The organism is Mycobacterium sp. NAZ190054 (assembly GCF_001545925.1).
In the GTDB taxonomy this organism is placed as follows: domain Bacteria; phylum Actinomycetota; class Actinomycetes; order Mycobacteriales; family Mycobacteriaceae; genus Mycobacterium.
This window is the reverse complement of record NZ_LMVQ01000001.1, coordinates 12,290-35,517: the sequence shown is the minus strand read 5'-3', so window position 1 is coordinate 35,517 and position 23,228 is coordinate 12,290. Positions and strand designations below refer to the sequence as shown.

The following is a 23,228-nucleotide window of genomic DNA, read 5'->3' as shown; positions in this document are numbered from 1 at the left end:
GACGTGGTGAGCGAAGTCGAATTCGACTTCTCCAAGCGAGTCGTAATCACGACCGGTGCGGCGCAAGGGATCGGTTGCGCGATCGCGGACCGGTTCGCGCGCGCCGGCGCCACCGTGGTGATCGCCGACGTCGACGACGTCGTCGGTCCGGAAACGGCCGCCGCCGTCGGAGCCTCCTACATACGCACCAACGTCGCCGACAGCGAATCTGTGCAGGCTCTGGTCGAGCGGACCGTGGCGGATCACGGCCGGGTGGACGTCGTCGTGAACAACGCCGGTATTTTGCGAGACGGAGTGCTGTGGAAGCTTTCGGATCACGACTGGGATGCGGTATTGGCCGTGCACTTGGGTGGCACCTTCCGCTTGACGCGGGCTTGCGTGCCGCACTTCCGCGCTCAACAGTACGGGCGTGTCATCAATGTCACGTCCTATACGGGGTTACACGGCAACCTCGGTCAGTCCGCCTACGCTGCCGCCAAGGCGGGCATCATCGGCTTCACCAAGACGGCGGCCAAGGAATTGGCGCGGTTCGGTGTCACCGTCAACGCGATCTCACCCAACGCCGAGACTCGAATGATCGCCGGTATTCCCGACGAGAAGCGGGCCGAATTCGAGGCGATGACGCCGATCGGGCGATATGGCACGCCGGAGGAGATGAGCGAGGCAGTGGCGTTTCTGGCCTCAGAGCAAGCGAACTACATCACTGGAGTGGTTCTCCCCATCGACGGAGGGTTGGCAATCTAATGACGCACGACATGGCGAAGTACGACGTGAGGGACGGCGTCGCGACAGTGACGATGAACCGTCCTGACCGACTGAACACGATGACCGATGCGTTCCTCGATGACGTCCTGTGGGCGGTGGAGCGGGCTGCCGCCGACGACACGGCCCGCGCGGTGGTATTCACCGGCGAGGGGCGAGCTTTCTGCGCCGGCGGCGACTTGCGCGAAGGCATCGGTGGCGGAGTCGGCGGGGACGGATCGCTGATCGAGGCTAGCGGCAGACTACGGCGCTATATGCGGATTTCCCAACTGCTACACGACATGCCGAAGCCGACGCTGGCGGCGGTGCGTGGCGCATGTGCGGGAGCCGGATTCTCGTTGGCGTGCGCCGCCGATCTACGCATCGTGGGCGAATCGGCAGTCTTCGCCACCGCTTTCGTGGGTGTGGGTTTGTCGGGCGACTTCGGCGGCACTTGGTTGCTGACCAAGCTGCTTGGGTCAGCCAAGGCGCGCGAAGCCTATCTGCTGGGTGGCCGCATCAACGCCGCGCAGGCCCTGGCGATGGGTTTGGCAACCGAGATCGTCGCCGACGACGAGGTAGCAGGACGTGCACACGATGTGGCGGCGCGATTGGCCGCCGGCCCCGACGTCGCAACGCGGTTGATCAAGGCAAACCTCAACGACGCCGAGCACGTCGGATTCAGCGAGGCACTGGAACGAGAAGCGCAGCGCCACATCACCGCAAGCCGTGATCCGCAGGCAAGCGAGGCCACTCAGGCGTTCTTGGAGAAGCGCACACCGGTGTTCGATCGGGGCTGAAAGCCGACAAAGACCGCCCGTCGTCTGTTCGCAGGCAGTAACGGCGCCGACGGGCGGTCTTCGTCTCGGTGTCAAGCCTCGTCGGCCGGGTAGAACAGGCTGATCTGATCGGCGACGCATGCCGGCTTGTCTCCGTCGTCGACCTCGATGGTGAGCCGCGTTGTGGTGCGAATGCCGCCGCCCCGAGCGGTCGCGTCAACCAGTAGCCCATGGGCGCGGACTCGTTGTCCGACGAGCACTGGTCGCGGAAAGCGCACTCCGTCGAGACCGTAGTTGACGACCATGCCGCTGCCGGGTACCGAGAGTAGTTGGTAGAAGAACTGCGAGCACAGCGACAACGTAAAGAATCCGTGCACCACCGCCGCGCCGAACGGACCGGTCTTGGCGCGGTCCGGATCGACGTGAATCCACTGTGTGTCGTGGGTGACCCGGGCGAAGTCCGACACCGAATCCTGTTCGAAGCCAAACCAATCCGTCGCACGAAGCGTGACATCTGAGGCGGTGGCCAGATCCGCGTAGGCGATGGCGGTCGGGGTTCTCATGCCAAGGCCTCTTCGGCAAAACCAACTGCTTGGTAAGCATTTTCGTAAGTCGAGACGGCGAGGACGGCTTCCGTGACGGCTGTTTTGTCCGCTGCAACATTCACAAGACCATCATTCGCACACCGAATGGCGTGCGAATGATGGTTGATCACACGATCTTCTGCGGACGGGGAGTCGATCAAGCGAGCTGACGCGGCGTCGACGACTGACGCATCGTCAACCAAGTCGGGCAATCTCGAGCGCGCAAGCCTTTGTAGTAAGAGGGCGGGACATCGACGCGCACTGCAGTGCTGGCGCCCGCCGTTGAACGCACTTCTGGGTTCCTGCCGGAAAAGACCCCTTATCGGGCGGGTCGGGCACAACTCAGGCTCATGTGGGGCGGAGTCTCCACTAAACCACTTGCGACGGTGAGGTTTTGCACGCTGGGGATTCCAAATCGAGTACAATCTCGTCGGAAAGCGTGCGCACGCGGCGGTGCAAGCCCGATGCGAAGCCTGGCATTGTCCGCGTTCGTCTGTAAGGGCGGTTCAACGTGACGACTGATTTCCGATACGCTGGGCGCCATGAGTCAATGGACCGCTGCCGACCTCCCGAGTTTCGCCGGACGGACGGTCATCGTGACCGGGGCCAACAGTGGGCTGGGCCTGGTCACCGCGCGTGAGCTCGCCCGTGTCGGGGCGAAGACGATTCTCGCCGTGCGCAATACGACCAAGGGCGACGAGGCCGCCGAGTCCATGAGCGGTGATGTCGAGGTACGCAGGCTCGATTTGCAGGACCTGGCATCGGTGCGCACCTTTGCTGACGGGGTGGACAGCGCCGATGTGCTCGTGAACAACGCAGGCATCATGGGGGGCCCGTACGCCCTGACGGTCGACGGGTTCGAAAGCCAGATCGGCACCAATCATTTCGGCCACTTCGCCCTGACGAACTTGCTGCTTCCGAAGCTCGCCGACCGCGTCGTTACCGTCTCCTCTGGAATGCACATGTTCGGCAGAATCAACCTCGAGGATCTGAACTGGAAGGCACGGCCCTATCGGCCATGGCAGGCCTACGGGCAGTCCAAGCTGGCCAATTTGCTGTTCACTCGCGAGCTGCAAAAACGTCTGGATGCGGCGGGGTCAGCGCTGAGGGCGCATGCCGCCCACCCCGGCTATTCGTCGACCAATCTGCAAAGCCACACCGGCCGCAGATTGGCGAACGCTTTCATGGTGCTCGGCAACAAGATAAATACTGACGCAGATTTCGGCGCCCGTCAGACGCTGTACGCGGTGTCACAAGACCTGCCCGGCGATTCATTCATTGGCCCGCGGTTCGCGGCGTGGGGTCCGACCGGCGCCACTTCGTTACGGACCCCGGCGTCGCGTGACGACGCGAAGGCTGCGAGCTTGTGGGAGCTGTCCGAAGAACTCACTGGGATCCGGTTCGGGCTTTGATTTGGGTTGCGCAGCCGCTGTGGCTATCTCGACTGCTAATCACGGCGTGGGTCGCCAGCCACCGTCATTGAGGTATTCGCCTTCACCATGATAGGGATGGCCGTCAGCGGCGGAGCACGCATTCGCCGCCACGCGACGACTGTCCTGACAATTGTTCACCCTCGAAAGTGTTGCGCCACAGCCGCGAAACTCGAACTACGACGTCGAGGCAGCATGGTTGATTAGCCGTCCCGGCATGGGTCCATCGACTTGGCCCATTAGCCATTGTCGCTGACCGAACCCGTTCTCATCGAAGGCGCTTCCAGCGGAGTGCAGGGCATCGAGTCCGCAGCCGTCCCAAAAGCATGGTCACCGCCACCCGCGCACCTCCGCGGCCGCCAACGCCGCCACACTCTTTGCGCTGGGACGACGCCGGCAGTCGACCGCAGCACGGAAACCTCATCTTGTGCCGCCTTGGGCCGGATCGCTGAGTCTCTCGCCGACACAAGGCGACGATCGACTACGGACCCGGCAGACCTATCAGATACAAGACGTTGTTACTCGACAAGGTATTGACGGTCACTTCGCCAGTGCGTTACCGTAGCAAACGTGACCAACCGACAACAATTTGTGACAAGTAGTCACTGGCACACCAGCGGTTGTCCGGGAGGTCAGGACGTTGATGGCTTGGGCTAGCGGTGCCGATCGGTGGAGTTCGGGATTGCCGTTGCTGCAGAAGAACTTGCGTACGCCGATGAGAGTCGTCGGTGGCTTCTTCTCGATGTCCTTCGACGCCGTGCGCTACATCTTCCGCCGACCGTTCTACGCTCGCGAGTTCTGGGAGCAGGCGTGGTTCGTGGCGCGGGTGTCGTTGATGCCGGCTTTTTTGGTGGCCATCCCGTTCACGGTGCTTGTCAGCTTCACCCTCAATGTCTTGCTGCGTGAGTTGGGGGCCGCCGACCTCAGCGGTGCCGGCGCGGCGTTCGGGGCTGTCACTCAGATCGGGCCAATCGTCACAGTGTTGATTGTGGCGGGCGCGGGCGCGACCGCGATGTGTGCCGACCTCGGCGCACGCAGTATCCGCGAGGAAATAGATGCCATGGAGGTGCTGGGGATCAATCCGGTACATCGGCTGGTCACTCCGCGGATCCTGGCGTCTGCTTTGGTGGCGTTGCTGTTGAACAACTTGATTTGCATCATCGGCATTCTCGGCGGCTACTTCTTCGCCGTATTCGTGCAGGCTGTGAATCCCGGCTCGTTCGCTGCTGGGATCACGCTGCTGACCGGTGTCCCCGAACTGGTGATCTCGTGTGTGAAGGCGACATTGTTCGGGATGATCGCCGGGTTGATCGCCTGTTATCGGGGTCTGATCATCAGCGGCGGCGGGGCCAAGGCGGTGGGCAATGCGGTCAACGAAACCGTGGTATTCGCGTTCATGTGTATGTTCGTCGTCAATGTCCTGGTAACCGCAATCGGCATCCGGATGACTGTCGGATGATGGGCACCCAATGATCGTGCGATCCACGTATCCGCGGTTCTATCGCGAATTCATGCGTCCCGTCGAAGGTTTCGGCCGCCTCGGTGACCATGCGACGTTTTATTGCCAAGCCCTCGTGGCAGCGCCCAAGGCGGCGTTGCGCTACCGACGGGAGACCGTTCGACTCATCGCTGAAATCAGCATGGGCGTCGGGACCCTGGCCACGATCGGCGGAACTCTGGTCGTTGTCGGGTTCCTCACCCTGGCCGCCGGCGGAACCCTTGCGGTGCAGGGCTACAGTTCGCTTGGCAACATCGGTGTGGAGGCGCTGACAGGGTTCTTGGCGGCTTTCGCCAACGTGCGCATTGCGGCGCCCGTCATCGCTGGGATCGGCCTGGCGGCGACGTTCGGCGCCGGAGCCACAGCGCAACTCGGCGCGATGCGCATCAACGAAGAGATCGACGCGCTGGAATCCATTGCAATACCGCCAATTTCCTACCTGGTCGGGACGCGGCTGGTGGCCGGCATGGTGGTGATCACCCCGCTGTTTGCCGTGGCCGTGATCTTGTCGTTCGTAGCGAGCCGGTTCGTGACCGTTACCTTGCTCGGGCAGTCCGCAGGGCTCTACGACCACTACTTCGCCACGTTTCTCAATCCCGTTGATTTGATGTGGTCGTTCTTGCAAGCAGTCCTGATGGCCTTGGTGATTCTGCTCATACATTCCTATTTCGGCTTCTTCGCCGCGGGCGGACCCGCCGGGGTGGGCGTCGCCGTGGGTAATGCAGTGCGCACCTCACTGGTGGCTACCGTTTCGGTCACGTTGCTGGTGGCATTGGCGGTCTACGGCACCAACGGCAACTTCAATCTGGCCGGGTGAGACACATGGCCCCCCTTCCGAGGAAACTACGCCGCCCGCTCATCGGGGCGGTCTTCGCTGCCGTACTCGTCACCATCGTCGCGCTCGCACTGACCGCGTTCGCTGGCGGCTTCGCGGGTGGAGTACCTGTCACCGTGGTGACTCAGCGCGCCGGGTTGGTGATGGATCCTGAGGCCAAGGTCAAAATGCTCGGCGTGCAGGTTGGCAGAGTCGTATCGATCGAGAACAGACCTGACGACCAAGCCGTTCTGCACTTGTCGATGGATCCCTCGACGGTGCATCTCGTTCCCGAAAACGTTGTCGCGGACATCGCTTCGTCCACCGTCTTCGGTGCGAAGTCCGTCCGGCTGATGCCACCGCCGGACCCGTCCACGACGAGCATGTATGCCGGACAGGTGTTGCAAGCCGACCAGGTAGTGGTGGAGTTCAATACGGTCTTCGAACGGCTCACCGCCGTGTTGTCGGCAATCGAGCCGGCCAAGCTCAACGAGACGCTGGGCACGATCTCAGGTGCATTGTCCGGGCGGGGCGAGCGGTTCGGTCAATCGCTGGCCGACCTTGATGCTGCGCTGGCCAAACTGGAGCCGGCGTTACCGGAGCTCTCGCACGTATTAGCCACTGCGCCGGAGGTGTTGAGCGTCTACAGCGAAACTGCACCCGATCTGCTGCGCACCGTCGACAATGCGACCCGCATCAGCCAGACGGTCATCGACGAGCAGCAGAAACTAGACGAACTGCTGGTGAGCGTGATCGGATTGGCCGATATCGGCAACGACTTCCTGGCCGCTAACCATTCCGCGCTGGACAACACACTGCAACTGCTTCTGCCGACTACATCGTTGCTCGACCGCTACAGCCCGGCCTTGAACTGCGGTCTTACCGGACTGGCCGTGCAGGACGCCGCAGCTCAGAACCACAAGTGGGAGGGCGGCGCTCCTCAATTGATCAATCTGCTACTCGGACATGAACGCTACCGCTTTCCGTCCGACCTACCCAAGATCGGCGCCACCGGCGGACCGCGATGTGAGGTCTTCCCAGTGAAATTCGGCCAGTCTCCACCATTCGTCGTCGCCGACGTCGGCGCGAATCCTTTCAAATACAACAACCCCGGAATCGTGCTCAACAGCGACGGTCTCAAGCAACTGCTGTTCGGCCCCATCGACGGCCCCCCACGCAACAGTGCCCAGATCGGCCAGCCCGGATGAGCATTCTGCGTAGCGCCGCGTTCCTGAAGTTCATGGTCTTCGCGGTCATCATGGGCATCGCGTCGACCTTTCTGTTCCTGACGCTCAGTGAGGCGCGCACCGGGCCAGGCAAGGCCTATTCGGCGGTGTTCGATGATGTTTCGGACTTGCAGTCCGGCGACGGCGTGCGGATCAGCGGGATCCGGGTGGGCACCGTCTCGTCGGTGCATCTCGGCGATGACGAACAGGTCACCGTCGACTTCACCGTCGACTCGAACCAAGAATTGACTACGGGGACCCGGGCGGTCATCCGGTATCAGAATCTGGTGGGCGATCGCTATCTGGCCCTGCTCGACGGACCTGGTTCCACCCGGCTACTACCGGCCGGCTCAACCATTCCCGTCGACCGCACCGCGCCGGCGTTGGACATCGACACGCTGCTGGGCGGCTTGAAACCGGTCATCCAGAGTCTGAACCCGCAGGATGTCAACGCGTTGACATCCTCGCTGCTGCAAATCGTGCAGGGCCAAGAGGGCACGCTCAATTCACTGCTGTCCAACACTTCGTCGTTCACCGCGCATCTGGCCGACAACAGCCAACTCATCGAACAGCTCATCAACAACCTGCGTGTCCTGATGGCCACCCTGGCCGACAACGGCGGCAAATTCTCGGCGACCGTCGACCGCTTTGAACAATTGATCAGTGGGTTGTCCGGAGACGCCGATCCGATCGGCGATGCCATCACCGCGCTCGAGCAGGGCACCGCGTCGGTGGCAGATCTTCTCACCCAGGCACGCCCGCCGCTGGCGGGCAGTGTCGACCAGCTCGCCCGGCTGGCACCAAACCTCGATGCCAGCAAGGACACCGTGGACACCGCGATACAGAAGACGCCGGAAAACCTGCGCAAACTGATCCGCATCGGATCTTACGGCAACTTCCTCAACTACTGGCTGTGCGAACTGAACCTGCGAGTCAACGATCCGTCCGGAAAGGTGTTGGTGCTGCCGTGGTTCCACTCCGACACCGGGCGATGCAGGGGATAGCATGCTGAAATACCGTGCTGAAGGTCTCATCCGCCAAGGCTTCATCGGAATTGTGCTCGCGGTGCTCGTCGTCGCGGTCGGCTTGGCTCCCGAACGCCTGATGACGTTGGCCACCTCGGTTCCGTACCAGGCCGTGTTCACCGAGGCCGGCGGGCTGGCCGCCGGCAACGACGTAAAGGTCTCTGGCGTCAAGGTCGGTACGATCTCGAAGATTTCGCTGCAACACGGCAAAGTCGTCGTCGACTTCACCGTCAAGGGCACCGTCGGCCTGAGGTCAGAAACCACTGCCCACATCAAGATTGGATCGCTGCTGGGGCGACGAGTGCTGGTACTAGATCCTGCGGGAACAGCGAAACTGCCGCCAAGGTCGGTTATTCCGCTGTCGCGAACCTCCTCGCCGTATGCGGTGACCGATGCGCTCAACGACGTGACCACCAATGTCGCCGGCACTGATACCGACCAGCTCAACCAGGCTCTGGATACCCTGTCGGCCACCCTGGACCAGATCGCCCCTCAACTCGGGCCCACGTTCGACGGTTTGACCAGGCTGTCGAAAACCATCAACGGCCGCAACGAATCCCTGCGCGAACTATTGGAGTCGGCGACGAGCGTCACCGGTGTTCTCGGGCAGCGGAGCGAACAGATCAACAGCCTGATACTCAACGCCAATACGCTTCTCGGTGTTCTCGTCGATCGCCGGCAAGCGATTGTGAATCTGCTGCAGAACACCTCGCTCGTCGCCAAAGAACTGTCCGGGTTAGTGCACGACAACGAAGCCGAACTGGCCCCCACGCTGGACAGGCTGAACGCGGTGACGGCGGTTTTGGAGAAGAACCGCGACAACATTGCCCTTGCCATACCCCGGCTGCGCAAGGTATCCCAGACCAACGCTGAAGCCGTCTCCAGCGGCGGCTATTACAACGCCTTCGTGGGAAACCTCATGCCGGGCCGGTTCATTCAGCCGTTCATGGACTGGGCATTCGGGATTCAGCCGCGCAACTTGGTCCCGATGCCTACCTGTGGGGAGGACGGCGACTGCTACAACCGCGAAGAACCCCCATTCGAAGGTCAGATTCCACATCCATGAGTAGGCCACTGATCCTGCGCCTGTGCGCCTTGACTTTGACAGCGGTGCTGTTAGGAGGTGTCGCTATCGTCGGCTATCACCGCTTCTTCGGCCCGACCGAGGTACGGGCTGTCTTTACCAGCGCCCCATCCATCTACACCGGCGATGACGTGCGGGTCGCCGGGGTGAAAGTCGGAACCATCACTGCGATTCACCCGCAGGGCGCTACCGCAGAGCTGACGTTGGAAATCGATCGCGGCGTGCCGATTCCGGCCGACGCCAAAGCCATCGTGGTCGCCGAGAACCTCATCTCCTCCCGCTATGTCCAGCTCACCCCGCCATACGAAGACCGGGGCCCGACCATGCGCGATGGAGCTGTGATTCCCGTGCAGCGCACCGCAGTTCCGGTGGAGTGGGACGAAGTCAAGGACCAACTCAACAGGCTGGCCATCACGCTGGGGCCGGCGAGCAAGGACGACAGCGGATCACTGGGACGTTTTATCGACAGTGCCGCCGGAGCGCTGGACGGCAACGGCGACAAGCTCCGCCAGACACTGGCCCAGCTATCGGGCACTGCGCGGATACTGGCTGACGGCAGCGGCAACATCGTCGACATCATCAAAGGTCTTCAAGCTTTCGTCACCGCGCTGCGCAACAGCAATGAACAGATAGTGCAGGTCGAGGGCCGGCTCGCGACGCTGTCCAGCGTGCTCGACGGCAGCCGTTCGGATCTGGATGCGGCGCTGACGAATCTATCTGTTGCCGTGGGTGATGTGCAGCGGTTCGTCGCGACGAACCGCGACAAGACGAGCGAACAGGTCACCCGCCTGGTCGCGGTGACACAGACCCTTGCCGATCAAAAGGGCGATCTCGAAGAGCTACTCCATATCTTCCCCAACGCGATTTCGAACTACTACAACATGTACGATCCCTACTCCGGCACCGTGTCCGGCACATTTATTCTGAACAACTTCTCAACTCCGACCCAGTTCCTGTGCTCGGCGTTGGTCGAAGGCAGCAACGGGAACCCTTTGGAAGCGGCCAAGAAGTGCGCCGAATACCTCGGGCCGGCGCTGAACACCCTCAACTTCAACGGGAACCCGGTTCCCTTCAACCTGCTGCTGGCGCCGTCTCCACCACCGCATCGGTTGATTTACACCGACCCGAGCCTGGCGCCTGGCGGCGCCGCCGCTCCGGCCGCTACACCCGCACCCTCCTTGCAGGACATGTTGCTTCCCCCGGAGGTGCCCCACCCATGACGTTGTGTGCCAAAGCAGTTCGACGGTCCATCGCTGTCGTTTGCGCGCCGATGATGCTGGTCGGTTGTCAGTGGCAGGGCGTCAACTCGCTGCCGCTGCCCGGTGCGACGGGGCGCGTTCCCGACGCGACGGTGTATCACGTTCAGTTCGCCGATATCGGCTCGTTGGAATCGAATTCACCGGTTTTGATCAACGACGTCAGCGTGGGCAGCGTCGGTAACATGAACGTGGAGGACTGGCATGCCGAGGTCGAGATCTTCATCAAACCCGGTGTGGTCGTGCCGGCCAACGCGGTGGCCACCGTCGGACAAACCAGCCTTCTCGGCTCCAGCCACGTCGCGTTGAACCCGCCGCAAGGAGTCGCTCCCGCCGGCCGGCTGGCACCAGGTTCGACCATCCCACTCGCGAACTCTTCGACGTACCCGTCGACCGAACAAACCCTGGCCGCGCTGTCGCTGGTCGTCAACGGGGGCGGCCTCGGCCAGTTCGGCGACATCGTCAAAGAGTTCAACGCCGCCTTCTCGGGGCGGGAAGTCCCGATCCGCGACGTGCTCACCCGCATGGACACCTTCATCGGCGTGTTCTCCGACCAGCGTGACGACGTCGTGGCCACCATCGACCAACTCAACAGATTGTCAGCAGTTTTCGCCGGGCAGCGCGACACCCTGGACAGAGCGCTGGACACGGTCCCGCGCGCATTAGATGTCCTGGTTCGCGAACGACCCCGTCTCACCGACGCGCTGAAAAAGCTCGGCACGTTCAGCGACACCGCCACCGGAGTCGTCGCCGACGTCAAGACCGATCTGGTGGATAATCTGCGACACCTCGAACCCATCCTGCGCGCGCTTGCCGACGTCGGAGTCGACATCGGCCGCGCGTTGGGTGCCGCCCTGACGTTTCCCGGCAACCAGTACCTCTATGACCATGCCCTCAAGGGGGACTACCTGAACCTGGCGGGGACGCTCGATATGACCGTGCCGATGCTGAAACGGTCGCTACTGTTAGGTACCCGGTTTGAAGATCCAGACATAATGCCCCAGGCAGCGGTCGGCGATCCGGGCTATGACTGGCAGCAGGGCAACGCACCGCCCCCGCAGGCACCGTTCCAAATCCCTGGAGCGCCAACCCTGGTCCCTCCGCTAACACCTGATCAACAGAGCACACCGGTGCCCGAACCGGTTGCGCCCGAACCTGGTTCACCGGGGACCGGAGGCGGCTGATGCTGACCAGGTTCGTTCGTATCCAACTGGCCGTCTTCACCATCGTCGGTGTGATCGGTCTGGTCGTGATGTTCGTTCAATACATGCAGGTGCAGTCGATTGTCGGCATCGGTCGGGTAACCGTGACGATGCAGCTGCCGGTAACCGGCGGACTGTACCGCTACAGCAATGTGACCTATCGGGGCGTGCAAGTCGGCAGGGTCACCGACGTTGCGTTGGACAAGAGTGCCGACGATCTCGGGGTTACCGCCACACTGTCATTGACGTCGACGACCATCCCTGCCGACTTGCACGCGCAGGTGCGCAGCGTGTCGGCGGCCGGCGAAGTGTATGTCGACCTGCGCCCCGAAACCGACTCGGCACCATACCTGCGCGACGGTTCGGTCATCCTCGCTGACCGGGTCAGTCTGCCCCAGCCGGTCGGGCCGGTGCTCGACAACGTCAGCCGCCTGGTCGGGACGTTCCCCAAAGACTCGTTGCACACCCTGATCGACGAGACTTATCGAAGCGTCAACGGCGCCCAATACGACATGCAGTTCCTGATCGACTCGGCGACCACGATCGCGGGTGACTTCAACACAGTGGGCGACCAGTCACGCAAGCTGATCCAAGACGCCGACCCGCTGCTGGACTCGCAAGCCCGCACCGTCGACGACATCCGCACCTGGACCCGCAGTCTGGCGGGGGCGACTGACCAACTCGTCGTCAACGATCCGCAGGTGCGCACCCTGCTCACAACCGGGCCCGGCACCGCCCAGGAGGTATCGCGGTTGCTCGACCAACTCAATCCCACGCTGCCGGTGCTGCTGGCCAACCTGACCACCGTCGGCCAACTCGCCGTCACGTACAACCCGTCCCTGGAGCAAGTGCTGGTGCTGTATCCGCCGCTGGTCGCCGCGATAAACGCTGCTGCACCCGACCACAATCCGACGGGAATGGCAATCGCATCGTTTCGCATACAGATTTCAGATCCGCCGGCCTGCACCGTCGGGTTCCTCCCGCCCAGTGAGTGGCGGCCGGGTTACGAGACCGATACCGTAGACACGCCCGACGACCTTTACTGCAAACTGCCGCAAGACTCGCCGATCGCCGTCCGTGGCGTTCGCAACTTTCCGTGCGTCACCAAACCCGGAAAGCGCGCTCCGTCCGCTGCGATATGCAACAGCGACGAGGAGTATGAGCCGCTGGCACAACGCAATCCGCCGGTGGGGCCCTACCCGCGCGACCCCAACCTCGAGGCCCAGGGGATTCCGCCCGACACCCGCTGGTTCCCCGACCAGGGGCTCTACGCTCCGCCCGGCCAGGGACCATCAGCGCCGCCGCCGCCGGCCGGTGCGCCGCCGCCGGCTGCGCTGCCCGTTCCCGATCTGCCCCGCGACAACGAGGGCAGCCTGGGCCTCCCGCCGCCTCCCGCGCCGCCGCCAATGGGCCCGGCGCCACAAGATCCCAGCGCGGTTGTGCCAGTCACACCGAATTCGTTGACCACCGCCGCACCGCCGGGCCCGTCGGCGGCCGTCGCCGGCTATAACCCCCGCACGGGCGAATACGTCGGCCCCGACGGGCAGCTTTACCGCCAATCCGAACTCATTGCAACGGGAGAGAAGAGAACATGGCAAGACCTCGTTCTCGGGCAGTGATCCTCGCTGCGTGCCTCCTCCTGGTCGGGGCACTGTTCAGCGCGGCGCCGAGCGCGAGCGCCGATACGGCCCTGGACGGTAATAACCAGCGGCTGCGCTTCTACGGCACCGAGCTATCCGGCGCACTCTTCGACGGCCGCAGCCTGATAGGAAAGCCAGCCGTGCTCTGGTTTTGGACGCCGGCGCCTTACTGTTCGACCTGTCGCGACGAGGCTCCCATCGTGAGCCGGGTGGCCGCTGCTAACCCGGACGTGCGATTCGTCGGGGTGGCAGGGCGCTGGGACGCGGCGTCGATGCGCCGCTTCGTCGACGACCACCATCTGGGGTTCACCAACCTGACCGACGCCAATGGGCAGATCTGGCAAGCATTCTTTGTGCCATGGCCGTCGGCATGGGCGTTCCTGCGCCCGGACGGCACCGGCGATCTGGTCAACAACCCCGCCCTCCCCATGTCCGAGCGGGAGCTCACCAACCGAGTCACTGCATTGGCGGGTCGGTGACGATCGCCATGCCCCTTGCATCGAACACTCCAGTCGACCCGAATATTGCCCCAGTAGTGGATGTTTCACCGGGCAGCGGTTGTCACGCCGTTGTCCGGACGAGCCGGACTTCCGCATGCGTGCGGCTCGTACTCAGTACCACCGTGGTCTGCGCCATCGCTCTTGTGGCCGGCACCAATTTCGGTCTGACCGCCACGGCGCGCGCCGACGACATGGTCAGCGGCACCTACGCGGTCATCACACCCGGCGACAGCGGGTCGACGTGGACGATCCAATCAGCGTGCGCACCTGGCTGTGTCGCTAGGGTTTCCAGCACAGAGGGGTGGCGGGGATATGCCATACTGCGCGACAACACGTGGGAAATGTCGGTTTATCATGGCGACTGGTTGAAATCGTCATATCCAGTCGATATTGCTACCTGTCCCGCGAGCATAGACACCACCGTCGTACAGAACTGGTCGTGGGCCCACGACACGCTGTCGGGCACCCTCGAGACGATCCACGGTGACCAGTGCGGGGGGCCACCCAGCGCCGATCAGGTTCCGATGAGGCTGGTTGAGGAAGCGTAGACAGCTGTACGCCAATGACATCCGCTCGCTAGGGAGAAGATCGATGATCACTCGCATCGCTTCAACGTTGGCTTGTGCTATAACGCTCAGCGCTGTCGCGTTGGGCGGTGCGACGACCGCCCGCGCCGACGCGGCGGAAGACTGGTTCCTCTACCAACTCTACAGAACCCATCAGAAGTGGTACTGGCCGTTTGGTGAGGACTACATCCTTGGCGTTGCGCGGGGCGTCTGCCATGACTGGAGCGTCGGTGTCGGATATGACCAAGGAGTGGAATCGATTGCCGCCACCCGCAAATGGACACACCGCAATTCACGCTACTTCATCGCCCTCGCCACCCGCGCCTTCTGCCCGCAGTACTACACATCGGCCATTCCGGCCGAAGGACGTATCGTCGACTTGCCGGGCCCATGACACGCTGCGACGTCGCCCAATTCGGCGTTGTTCTAGTTGTCGGCCCAGTGATCGCCGCGCACCCAGCGGCTCTGACCACCGGACTCTTCGTTGTCGGTGCCGGGCTGCAGCACCGCCGCACACAGCAGGAACAAGCCGTCGGGCGCTTGGGCCATCTGGCTGTAGGGCTGATCGCAGGGGGTATTGAATTCGCGGATTCCCGCCACCGGCAAAGCTCGGAAGTACCGGGGTGCAAGGCCTTTGGCGGAATCGCAGAACACCACCCGGCCTGCTGGTGTGGTTGCGAACACGTGGTATATCACGTTGTCGCAGTAGGAGCCGAGGTCGACGATCCGGTTGATTCCCGGCACACAGCTTGGGTCGTCGCACGTCGGCACCGGGTCGGCGTGCGCAACAACGGGCGACAACAAACCCACCGTCGACGTCGTGGCCACGACACTGATATTGCGGCGCAATCCCAAGGCTGCTTCCCCTCGTTCAACCCAGCGCAACGTCCGCCGATTCGCGGCCGCACTGTCTCAGTTTGTGGCCACCTAAACGTACTATGTTCGGCTCTTATAGGAGGTCGATTGTGCGACCAATGTGAACTGAATGCGAAGGGCAGTAACGAGATTACGAGGCGGGGCTCTGGGTTCAGTGAATAGGGCGGATGAGGTCGAGCTGGCATGGGCTTTGGTCGATGCGACGGCCCGGTTGGTGAATGTCGGCACACACACGCGTACCTGCGTACTGATCGGGGCCGGAAAGCAAGAATGCGCGATCAAAGACTTGCTTGTCTGGTACGCGAAAACCAACACGGCGCTACCGTCTGATATTGCGGCCCCGGTCCAAGCATGGATACGAGGATACGAAGGAACCGACAGGGAGCCCGTCCTACGAGACCTAACCAGTCGTATCCGCCTGTCCGTTGCGGTGAAGACTGATCGACCAGCGAAAGTCGAACGTCCACGACTCATAGCGAGACGCTCCGAGCGTGCGATGCGACGCAAACCGAAGTAGCGAGACGACTTGCCGTCCGTCGCTTCGGGCTATCGCTTTCTGACTCCGTTCGTCGCGGCCGACTTCGAAAGCCACTCACCGTCGGTGGTGGACAACCTGGATTTCACCGAGCCTCCGCCGACCTGTGACCGTTATCTATTAGGGAGCATCAACGGACAACGCGGCGCGCACCATGTCGACGACGGCTTGTCTGCGCCGCGCGTTGTCCTCGGCAGGATCGTCGCGAGTTGCTGCGTAGAACAGGCTGCCGGGAGACCATGCCAGCGCTGCGGCCATCACCATCGCGAGCACGTCTTCGGGATCGATGCCCGGCTTGACGAGACCGTCGGCCTGCGCCGCTGCAATCAGGCGCAGCTTCTCTTCCGTATCGTCGCGCATTGCTTCGGAAAACTCACCGATGGGCTTGCGCTCCAATCGCGCCCAGGTTGCCAGGCGCACAATCTCGGGGGCATCGAGGCACAGGTCGAAGAGTCTTCCTGCGTAACCGGGTAGGTCGTCTGCGGTGAACGGCACCGCACTCGTGAGGTTGCCGGCAAGTTCACTGAATACCAGCTCGAACAGGGCGTCCTTGTTGCCGAAATACGCGTAGAGCTGAGCCTTGTTCGCCTTCGCGTTCGCCGAGATGCGGTCGACTCGCGCACCGGCGATGCCGTAGGCCGCGAACTCGGCCGCTGCCGCTTCGGTGATCCGGCGTCGGGTGGCTGCTCCGTCGTTCATGAAGGCATTCTAACCAACTAGTTTGTTGGACATTGTTCGCGTGCCGTACTAACCTCAAGCGCAACACAACAAACTAGTTAGTTAGGTCCGTGACCGTGATTGCTGCCAACGTGCGAAGGGTCTGTCGCGCCGATGACCTGAGGCGCCACCCTGGTGGACGCCGAGGCGGTGGGGAGGTGTTGTGCCCAACGCCAGTTGGAAGCCGGGGTCTCTGCCACGCTGTGGCTGAGATGCCGGCGTCGGTCACCTTCCTTGGCGCCTCGTTTCACGACCCAATCGGAATCGGCTCAGTGAAACCCAGCGGACGACGCCTCGTTGAGGCGCTGACAGCCCCCGTCCTCGAACGGGCACGCTCACCCATCAATGTCCTCGAGGTAGGGGCCGGTACTGGACCCGTTACGAGGGCGCTCATCGAAATGCTCGGTCCCGGTAGTCATTTGGACGTCGTTGAGGCCCACCATCCGTTCCTGCCGCGATTGCGCGCGCTGGCTCGCAACAGCGCCGGATGCACATTCGACGTCCATGGATGCAGAGTCGAGGATTTCGAGGTCCCCCGCCGCTACGACGTCATCATCTCCAGTTTGCCGTTCACCAACATGGAACCCTCGCACGTCGATGGCCTGCTGGAGCATTACCTCAACCTGTCCAATCCGGGAGCTGCCATCACCTGGTTCGCATACCGGGGGACCCGTCAGGCCCGCAGATTGACCGCATCTCGGTCTGACGTCGTCCGCCACAGCGCGGTCGAGGGCGTGCTCGCCGAGCGAGGAGGCAGTCGCCGCACCATATGGGCGAATGTGCCTCCGGCAGAGGTCACCCGGATTCAGGTACCGATCGACATCGCATCAAATGACGCGCGGCGAGTAACCGGCCGCACAGCGCCACGGACCAGCTCGTTGCCGGGAGAACATACGTGACGATTCGACTCGGACTGCAGATCCCGAACTTTTCTTACGGGACCGGCGTGGACAATTTATTCCCGACCGTCATCGCGCAAGCCGAGGAAGCGGAAGCCGCTGGCTACGACTCCCTCTTCGTGATGGACCACTTCTACCAGCTACCGGGTCAGGGCCCGCCCGATGCGCCGATGCTTGAGGCCTACACCGCACTGGGCGCCCTCGCTACCGCCACCCAGTCGATCCAACTCGGTGCTCTCGTCACGGGCAACACCTACCGCAATCCCACCTTGCTCGCGAAATCGATCACCACCCTCGACGTTGTCAGTCAGGGCCGGGCGATCCTGGGGATGGGCACCGGTTGGTATGAATTCGAGCACGAATCCTTGGGTTATGACTTTGGCACCGGCGCCGAGCGTTTCAACAAGCTTGCCGAAGCCTTGCAGATCATCGGTCCGATGCTCGCCGGCGAACGACCCACGGTCACCGGCAGGTACTACCGCACCCGGGCGGCCATGGCCGAGCCCCGATTCCGGAACCACATCCCCATGCTCATCGGCGGTAGCGGTGAAAAGAAGACAATCCCGTTGGCTGTCAACCACTTCGACCACCTCAACCTGATTGCGGGCTTTGACGAGTTGCCGCGCAAACTACAGGTTGTAAGGGACCGCTGTGAAGAGATTGGGCGCGACCCGAGCACACTGGAAACCAGCATGCTTGTGGTGGCAATAATTGATGAAAAGCTCACCGCCGATGCCTTGCCCGTGGAGTATCGCGAACACGTTGTCGTCGGCGCTGCTGAGACCATCGCCGAACAAATCAATGCGAAGGTGCTCGACGTCGGCGTCGACGGGGTTATACTCTCTCCTGCAACGCATCTCAACGGCTACCAGCCAGGGCATATCACTGAGATAGCCAACAAGCTCAAACCGATGCTCGGTATCTAAGGCACTAGACCGTCAGATGCGCAGTCGAGCCTCCTGGAACCGTATTGGCGTCGACCGTTTTCGCTGCGCGACAGCATCTCACGCGATTTGAAGGGAGGACGCGATGGGAGCCGGCGCCTTTGACGCAAGCGCCTCGGAGCATGCGGCGATCGGCGGCGGGGTTTACCACAGTGAACCGCCCGTCGTTGTCGAGCAGCGCGACCGCATCCTGCTCATCACAATCAACCGGCCGCAGGCCAAGAACGCCATCAACGCCGAGGTGAGTCGCGGTCTTGCTGATGCGATGGACCGCCTCGACGGCGACTCCGGGCTGTCCGTTGGTGTGCTGACCGGAGCCGGGGGATCCTTCTGCGCGGGCATGGACCTCAAGGCTTTCGCGCGCGGCGAGAGCATCGTGGTCAAGGGCCGGGGCATGGGTTTCACAAAGCGTCCGCCGATCAAGCCTCTGATCGCCGCGGTGGAAGGCTACTGCTTGGCCGGCGGTTGCGAGCTAGCACTGGCGACCGATCTGATCATCGCGTCGAAAGAGTCAGCGTTCGGCATCCCCGAGGTCAAGCGCGGTCTGGTCGCCGGTGCCGGCGGGTTGCTGCGGCTGCCGCAGCGCATCCCGCCCGCCGTCGCCATGGAACTCGCCCTGACGGGTGAGAACCTGCCCGCGGTGCGGGCTCACGAACTCGGGCTGGTCAACGCGCTCGCCGAACCGGGGCAGGCGCTCGGCGCCGCGATCGAACTCGCCGAAAAGATCACCGCGAACGGCCCATTGGCCGTGGCGGCGACGAAGCGCATCATCGTCGAGTCGCGCGGGTGGAGTTCCGAGGACATGTGGCGCAAGCAGAACAGCATTCTGGCGCCGGTCTTCGCGTCGAACGACGCCAAGGAGGGTGCGATCGCGTTCGCCGAGAAGCGTCCGCCAAAGTGGACGGGCAGCTAACGGTTCGGCCCCGCGGCCGTGGACGACAGGTAGGGCATGAAACTACCGCTACCGGACTACGACCAACTGCCGCTCACTGAGATTCGGCTCCGAGATCCGGATTTTCGACGACACCGGATCCGCCACGCTCCATCAGGCGTGAGAAAGGGATAGATGAGTGCAGAGGATTTAAGCCCCACCTTGCTGCGCGAGGCATTCGGGCATTTCCCGTCGGGTGTCATCGCGATAGCTGCCGAGGTCGACGGTGTCAGGGTCGGGCTTGCGGCGAGCACGTTCGTGCCTGTGTCACTCGACCCGCCGTTGGTGAGTTTCTGCGTACAGAACAGCTCCGAGACGTGGCCGAAACTCCGGGACCTGCCTCATCTGGGCATCAGCTTGCTTGGTGAATCGCACGACGCCGCCGCGCGCTCCCTGGCAGCTAAGACCGGTGACAGGTTCGCCGGCCTTGAAACGTCCTCACGCGAGTCAGGCGCCGTTTTCGTTGGGGGAACCAGTGTGTGGCTGGAGAGCGCGATCGAGCAGTCGATCCCCGCCGGGGACCACACCATCGTCATCCTGCGAGTCATGGACGTCACTGTGCACGCGGATGTGCCTCCGATCGTATTTCACCGCAGCACCTTCAGACGCCTGGGCACGTAACGCTCAACGGGATCAACAGCGGGTTGCCAGTTCCTCGCGGTAAAGCAGCCCTGCGTTCAAGATCGAGGCGGGCGCAACTGGTCGCACCTAGCGGGCGGGTGGGCCCGGTGGTGCCTGACGCGCTGCCCGAGACCCCGACAGGGTCCGCGGTGTACCGTTGCCCTTACCGCAAGGGGCGTCAGAAGGGGGTCGGGAATGGCAGCGCTGCTCAGCGGCATGGCCGCCGGTCGGCAGGAGCCGATGTCGGAGATCCTCGATCAGCAGCGGGCGGCGTTCACGGCCGACGGCCCTCCCGATGCGGCCCTGCGTCGCAACCGCATCGACCGGCTGATGGCGCTCGTACTCGACAACGCCGACGACTTCGTCGACGCGATGGCCGCCGACTTCGGCACCCGGCCGCGGACCGGAACGCTCTTCACCGAGATCATGGGCATGATCTCGGTGATCGAGCACACGAGAGCCCATGTGCGGCAATGGATGAAGCCAGTCACGCTGATGCGCCCCGCACGCCGGCTGGGGCTGCGCGCCGAGGTGCGACCGTCACCGCTGGGTGTGGTCGGCATCATCGGGCCGTGGAACTTCCCGCTGAATCTCGTCGTGCTGCCCGCAGCGGCGGCGTTCGCCGCGGGCAACCGCGTGATGATCAAGATGTCGGAGGTGACACCCCGGACCGCCGACCTGATGAAGACCGTGGCGCCCGCCTACTTCGACGCCGCGGAACTGGCGGTGATCACCGGCGGCGCCGAGGTGGCCGCGGATTTCGCCGCGCTGCCGTTCGATCACCTGTTTTTCACCGGGTCGCCGGCGGTGGGGACGCTGGTCCAACGGGCGGCCGCGGCCAACCTGGTGCCGGTCACGTTGGAACTCGGCGGCAAGAACCCGGTGGTGGTGGCGCCGGCGGCCGATCTCGAGCGCGCTGCGAGGCGAATCGCGCAGGGCCGCATGATCAACGGCGGTCAGGTCTGCGTGTGCCCCGACTATGTATTCGTGCCCGCCGACCGGGTGGAGAAGTTCGTCGCGACCGCCCGCGACACGCTGCGGGGCATGTTCCCGGCGATCGTGGACAACCCCGACTACTGCTCCTCGGTCAACGACGCGAACTTCGACCGCGTCGTCGCGCTCATCGAGGACGCCCGGGCCAAGGGTGCGCGAGTCGAACCGGTGGCACCGCCGAACGAGACCCTGCCCGACCGCCGGGCCCGCAAGATCGCGCCGACGATCCTGCTCGACGTCGACGACAGCATGCGCATCGCCGAGGAGGAGACGTTCGGGCCGGTGCTCACCGTCCGGCCCTACGAGCGGCTCTCCGACGTCGTCGACTACGTCAACGCGCGCCCCGCGCCGCTGGTGGCCTACTGGTTCGGGCCCGACGACGCCGACTTCCGGTCGTTCGTCGAACGCACCCGCAGCGGCGGAGTCGCCCGCAATGACTTTGCCGCACAAATGATCCCGTCAGCAGCGCCGTTCGGCGGGGTGGGCCGCAGCGGGATGGGCGCCTACCACGGCAAGGCCGGTTTCGACGCATTCAGCCACTACCGTACGGTGGTCGGCAGCGATCTGCCGTTCACGATCACCGGCCGTGCCGCGCCGCCGTTCCCGCGTTCGATGCGCCTGACCACCACGCTGGCGTTGCGGATGGCGCACCGCCGCACCCATAAAAGGCTCAGCCGGCTCAGGACCCGCTGACGGCCTGCTCCCGGGCCCACCGGTAGTCGGCCTTGCCGGCCGGGCTGCGCTCGATCACCGGCCGGAACACCACCGCCTTGGGCAGCTTGTACCGCGCGATCACCGCCGCCGCGTGCTCGATCAGCTCGTCGGCGGTGGCGCTCGCGCCGCCGGCGAGCGCGACCACGGCCACCACCTCCTGACCCCAGCGCTCGCTCGGCCGGCCCGCCACAACGACGTCGGCGACGGCCGGATGCGACGCGATCGCCGACTCCACCTCCTCGGCGAAGATCTTCTCGCCGCCGGAGTTGATGGTGACCGAATCCCGGCCGAGCAGTTCCACCGCGCCGTCGGCGAGGTGGCGGGCCCGGTCGCCGGGGACCGAGTACCGCACGCCGTCGATGACCGGGAACGTCGCCGCGGTCTTGGCGGCATCGCCCTTGTAGCCGAGCGGCACGAAGCCGCGCTGGGCGAGCCAGCCCATCCCGTCGTGGCCCGGTTCCAGGATGGAGCCCAGATCCTCTGCGGCGACGAAGGTATCGGGCCCGGCGGTGAACCTGCCGGTCGACACCGCGCCCGGCGCCGACATGTGCGTCATCTGGGCGCCGGTCTCCGAGGAACCGACGCCGTCGACGACCATCAGGTTCTGCTTGGCGTCGATCAGGAGCTGCTTGGCGGTCGGGGTCAGCTGGGCCCCGCCGTTGGCGACCACCGCCAGCGACGACAGATCCGCATCCGTGCGCTCGAACGCCTCGGCCAGCGGACGAGCCATCGCGTCGCCGACCACGGTCACCGCCAGGACCTTCTCGCGCTCGATCGTGGCGATCGCGTCGTCGACGTCGAGGTGGCTGGTGACCGGCGAGAACACCACGGTCTGACCGGTGGTCATGGCAGTGAACACCGCCCACTGCGCGGCCCCGTGCATCAGCGGGGGCAACACCATCAGCTTGGTGCCCGGCGCCTCCACGCACCGCTGCGCGACGTCGTCCAGCGATGAGATCAGCTCACCGGTGTAGAGGCTGCGGCCACCGAACGAGGCCATGAAGATGTCGTGCTGACGCCACAGCACGCCCTTGGGCATGCCGGTGGTGCCTCCGGTGTAGAGCACGTAGAGGTCGTCGGGTGAGGGTTCGACGGGCGGAGGATCGGACGGGCCGTCGGCCACGATCGACTCGTAATCCACTGCGCCGGGCAGCAGTTCGTTGCCGGAGTCGTCGGCGATCTGGATCAGGACCTTCAGTTCGGGAAGATCGGCCAGCACCTCGGCCAGTCGCGGCGCGAACGCGGCGTGGTAGAGCAGCGCGGTGGCGCCGGAGTCCGACAGCAGGTACTGCAGCTCGCTCTTGACGTAGCGGTAGTTCACGTTGAACGGGGCGACGCGGGCGCGCCACGCGCCCATCATGCCCTCGACGTACTCGGGACCGTTGTGCGCGTAGATGCCGAGCAGATCCTGACCGACCTCGTGGCCGGGCAGCTCGGAACGCTCGGTGTGGCAGCCCAGCCCCTGCGAGTGCAGCCACGCGCCGAACCGGTTCGAGCGCTCGACGATCTGCGCGTAGGTGTAGCGGCGTCCGCCCTGGACGATGAACTCGCGGTCGCCGATCACGGCCGCGACGGCGTCGGCGGCGGCCGGGACGGTGAACTGGATCGACTCGGTCATGCGAAGGACTCTAGACGGCGCGGCCGCCCGAGTGG

General features: G+C 63.8%; 24 protein-coding genes. 19 read left to right on the top strand and 5 right to left on the bottom strand.

Going from position 1 to position 23,228, the window contains the following annotated elements; translation table 11 throughout:
* Positions 1–6: 6 nt before the first annotated feature.
* A complete protein-coding gene (locus tag ASJ79_RS00175; RefSeq protein ID WP_067952266.1) occupies positions 7–744 on the top strand; it encodes a 3-oxoacyl-ACP reductase family protein in 738 nt (245 codons plus the stop codon).
* Between the two features lie 11 nt (positions 745–755).
* Positions 756–1,541 carry an enoyl-CoA hydratase-related protein gene (locus ASJ79_RS00170; RefSeq protein ID WP_197420021.1) on the top strand — a complete coding sequence of 262 codons (786 nt, stop codon included), beginning with the start codon at positions 756–758 and terminating at the stop codon, positions 1,539–1,541.
* A gap of 71 nt (positions 1,542–1,612) precedes the next feature.
* Here the strand turns inward: ASJ79_RS00170 and ASJ79_RS00165 are convergent, their stop codons facing one another.
* Together ASJ79_RS00165 and ASJ79_RS31825 are read right to left on the bottom strand one after the other, a co-directional pair.
* Positions 1,613–2,083 carry a MaoC family dehydratase gene (locus tag ASJ79_RS00165; RefSeq protein WP_067952231.1) on the bottom strand — a complete coding sequence of 157 codons (471 nt, stop codon included), beginning with the start codon at positions 2,081–2,083 and terminating at the stop codon, positions 1,613–1,615.
* Positions 2,080–2,307, bottom strand: a complete 228-nt coding sequence (locus ASJ79_RS31825; RefSeq protein ID WP_156448217.1) for a hypothetical protein — start codon at positions 2,305–2,307, stop codon at positions 2,080–2,082. Before ASJ79_RS31825 ends, ASJ79_RS00165 begins: the two co-directional genes overlap by 4 nt.
* A 339-nt stretch (positions 2,308–2,646) precedes the next feature.
* Between ASJ79_RS31825 and ASJ79_RS00160 the strand changes: the two genes are divergently transcribed.
* The 12 genes from ASJ79_RS00160 to ASJ79_RS00105 all read left to right on the top strand — a co-directional run bounded on the left by ASJ79_RS00160 (position 2,647) and on the right by ASJ79_RS00105 (position 14,739).
* Positions 2,647–3,516 (top strand): oxidoreductase, encoded by an 870-nt coding sequence (locus tag ASJ79_RS00160; protein ID WP_067952230.1) that lies wholly within the window; start codon positions 2,647–2,649, stop codon positions 3,514–3,516.
* Between the two features lie 661 nt (positions 3,517–4,177).
* Positions 4,178–4,993, top strand: a complete 816-nt coding sequence (locus ASJ79_RS00155) for an ABC transporter permease (protein WP_067952229.1) — start codon at positions 4,178–4,180, stop codon at positions 4,991–4,993.
* A 10-nt stretch (positions 4,994–5,003) separates the two neighbouring features.
* A complete protein-coding gene (locus ASJ79_RS00150) occupies positions 5,004–5,849 on the top strand; it encodes an ABC transporter permease (protein ID WP_067952228.1) in 846 nt (281 codons plus the stop codon).
* A gap of 5 nt (positions 5,850–5,854) precedes the next feature.
* A complete protein-coding gene (locus ASJ79_RS00145) occupies positions 5,855–7,054 on the top strand; it encodes an MCE family protein (RefSeq protein WP_067952227.1) in 1,200 nt (399 codons plus the stop codon).
* Positions 7,051–8,076 carry an MCE family protein gene (locus ASJ79_RS00140; RefSeq protein WP_082753556.1) on the top strand — a complete coding sequence of 342 codons (1,026 nt, stop codon included), beginning with the start codon at positions 7,051–7,053 and terminating at the stop codon, positions 8,074–8,076. Before ASJ79_RS00145 ends, ASJ79_RS00140 begins: the two co-directional genes overlap by 4 nt.
* Position 8,077: 1 nt before the next feature.
* Positions 8,078–9,163, top strand: coding sequence for an MCE family protein (locus ASJ79_RS00135; RefSeq protein WP_082753554.1), 1,086 nt, complete (start codon positions 8,078–8,080; stop codon positions 9,161–9,163).
* Entirely contained in the window at positions 9,160–10,401 is a 1,242-nt protein-coding gene (locus ASJ79_RS00130) for an MCE family protein (RefSeq protein WP_067952226.1), read from the top strand. The genes ASJ79_RS00135 and ASJ79_RS00130 overlap by 4 nt, the downstream gene beginning before the upstream one ends.
* On the top strand, positions 10,398–11,621 hold the full coding sequence (locus ASJ79_RS00125; RefSeq protein WP_156448216.1) for an MCE family protein: 1,224 nt from the start codon (positions 10,398–10,400) through the stop codon (positions 11,619–11,621). The genes ASJ79_RS00130 and ASJ79_RS00125 overlap by 4 nt, the downstream gene beginning before the upstream one ends.
* On the top strand, positions 11,621–13,258 hold the full coding sequence (locus tag ASJ79_RS00120; RefSeq protein WP_067952224.1) for an MCE family protein: 1,638 nt from the start codon (positions 11,621–11,623) through the stop codon (positions 13,256–13,258). The genes ASJ79_RS00125 and ASJ79_RS00120 overlap by 1 nt, the downstream gene beginning before the upstream one ends.
* Complete coding sequence (locus tag ASJ79_RS00115) at positions 13,255–13,758, top strand: redoxin domain-containing protein (RefSeq protein WP_231750664.1); 504 nt, start codon at positions 13,255–13,257, stop codon at positions 13,756–13,758. Before ASJ79_RS00120 ends, ASJ79_RS00115 begins: the two co-directional genes overlap by 4 nt.
* Entirely contained in the window at positions 13,755–14,327 is a 573-nt protein-coding gene (locus ASJ79_RS00110; RefSeq protein WP_156448215.1) for a hypothetical protein, read from the top strand. Before ASJ79_RS00115 ends, ASJ79_RS00110 begins: the two co-directional genes overlap by 4 nt.
* 43 nt (positions 14,328–14,370) lie before the next feature.
* Positions 14,371–14,739 (top strand): DUF732 domain-containing protein, encoded by a 369-nt coding sequence (locus tag ASJ79_RS00105; RefSeq protein ID WP_067952221.1) that lies wholly within the window; start codon positions 14,371–14,373, stop codon positions 14,737–14,739.
* 32 nt (positions 14,740–14,771) lie between these two features.
* Here ASJ79_RS00105 and ASJ79_RS00100 read toward each other — a convergent pair whose 3' ends face one another.
* A complete protein-coding gene (locus ASJ79_RS00100) occupies positions 14,772–15,173 on the bottom strand; it encodes a hypothetical protein (RefSeq protein ID WP_197420020.1) in 402 nt (133 codons plus the stop codon).
* Between the two features lie 703 nt (positions 15,174–15,876).
* On the bottom strand, positions 15,877–16,455 hold the full coding sequence (locus tag ASJ79_RS00095; RefSeq protein WP_067952220.1) for a TetR/AcrR family transcriptional regulator: 579 nt from the start codon (positions 16,453–16,455) through the stop codon (positions 15,877–15,879).
* 230 nt (positions 16,456–16,685) lie between these two features.
* On the opposite strand from ASJ79_RS00095, the gene ASJ79_RS30585 reads away from it, so the two are divergent.
* The 5 genes from ASJ79_RS30585 to ASJ79_RS00070 all read left to right on the top strand — a co-directional run bounded on the left by ASJ79_RS30585 (position 16,686) and on the right by ASJ79_RS00070 (position 21,554).
* Positions 16,686–17,372, top strand: coding sequence for a methyltransferase domain-containing protein (locus tag ASJ79_RS30585; protein WP_082753573.1), 687 nt, complete (start codon positions 16,686–16,688; stop codon positions 17,370–17,372).
* Positions 17,369–18,298: an LLM class F420-dependent oxidoreductase gene (locus tag ASJ79_RS00085; protein WP_067952218.1), complete on the top strand. Its 930-nt coding sequence runs from the start codon at positions 17,369–17,371 to the stop codon at positions 18,296–18,298. The genes ASJ79_RS30585 and ASJ79_RS00085 overlap by 4 nt, the downstream gene beginning before the upstream one ends.
* 103 nt (positions 18,299–18,401) lie before the next feature.
* On the top strand, positions 18,402–19,229 hold the full coding sequence (locus ASJ79_RS00080; protein WP_082753549.1) for a crotonase/enoyl-CoA hydratase family protein: 828 nt from the start codon (positions 18,402–18,404) through the stop codon (positions 19,227–19,229).
* A 153-nt stretch (positions 19,230–19,382) separates the two neighbouring features.
* Positions 19,383–19,868, top strand: a complete 486-nt coding sequence (locus ASJ79_RS00075; protein WP_067952217.1) for a flavin reductase family protein — start codon at positions 19,383–19,385, stop codon at positions 19,866–19,868.
* A 195-nt stretch (positions 19,869–20,063) separates the two neighbouring features.
* A complete protein-coding gene (locus ASJ79_RS00070; RefSeq protein ID WP_067952216.1) occupies positions 20,064–21,554 on the top strand; it encodes a coniferyl aldehyde dehydrogenase in 1,491 nt (496 codons plus the stop codon).
* Here the strand turns inward: ASJ79_RS00070 and ASJ79_RS00065 are convergent.
* A complete protein-coding gene (locus tag ASJ79_RS00065) occupies positions 21,541–23,193 on the bottom strand; it encodes an acyl-CoA synthetase (RefSeq protein WP_067952215.1) in 1,653 nt (550 codons plus the stop codon). The two genes, ASJ79_RS00070 and ASJ79_RS00065, sit on opposite strands and share 14 nt — an antisense overlap.
* Positions 23,194–23,228: the final 35 nt, after the last annotated feature.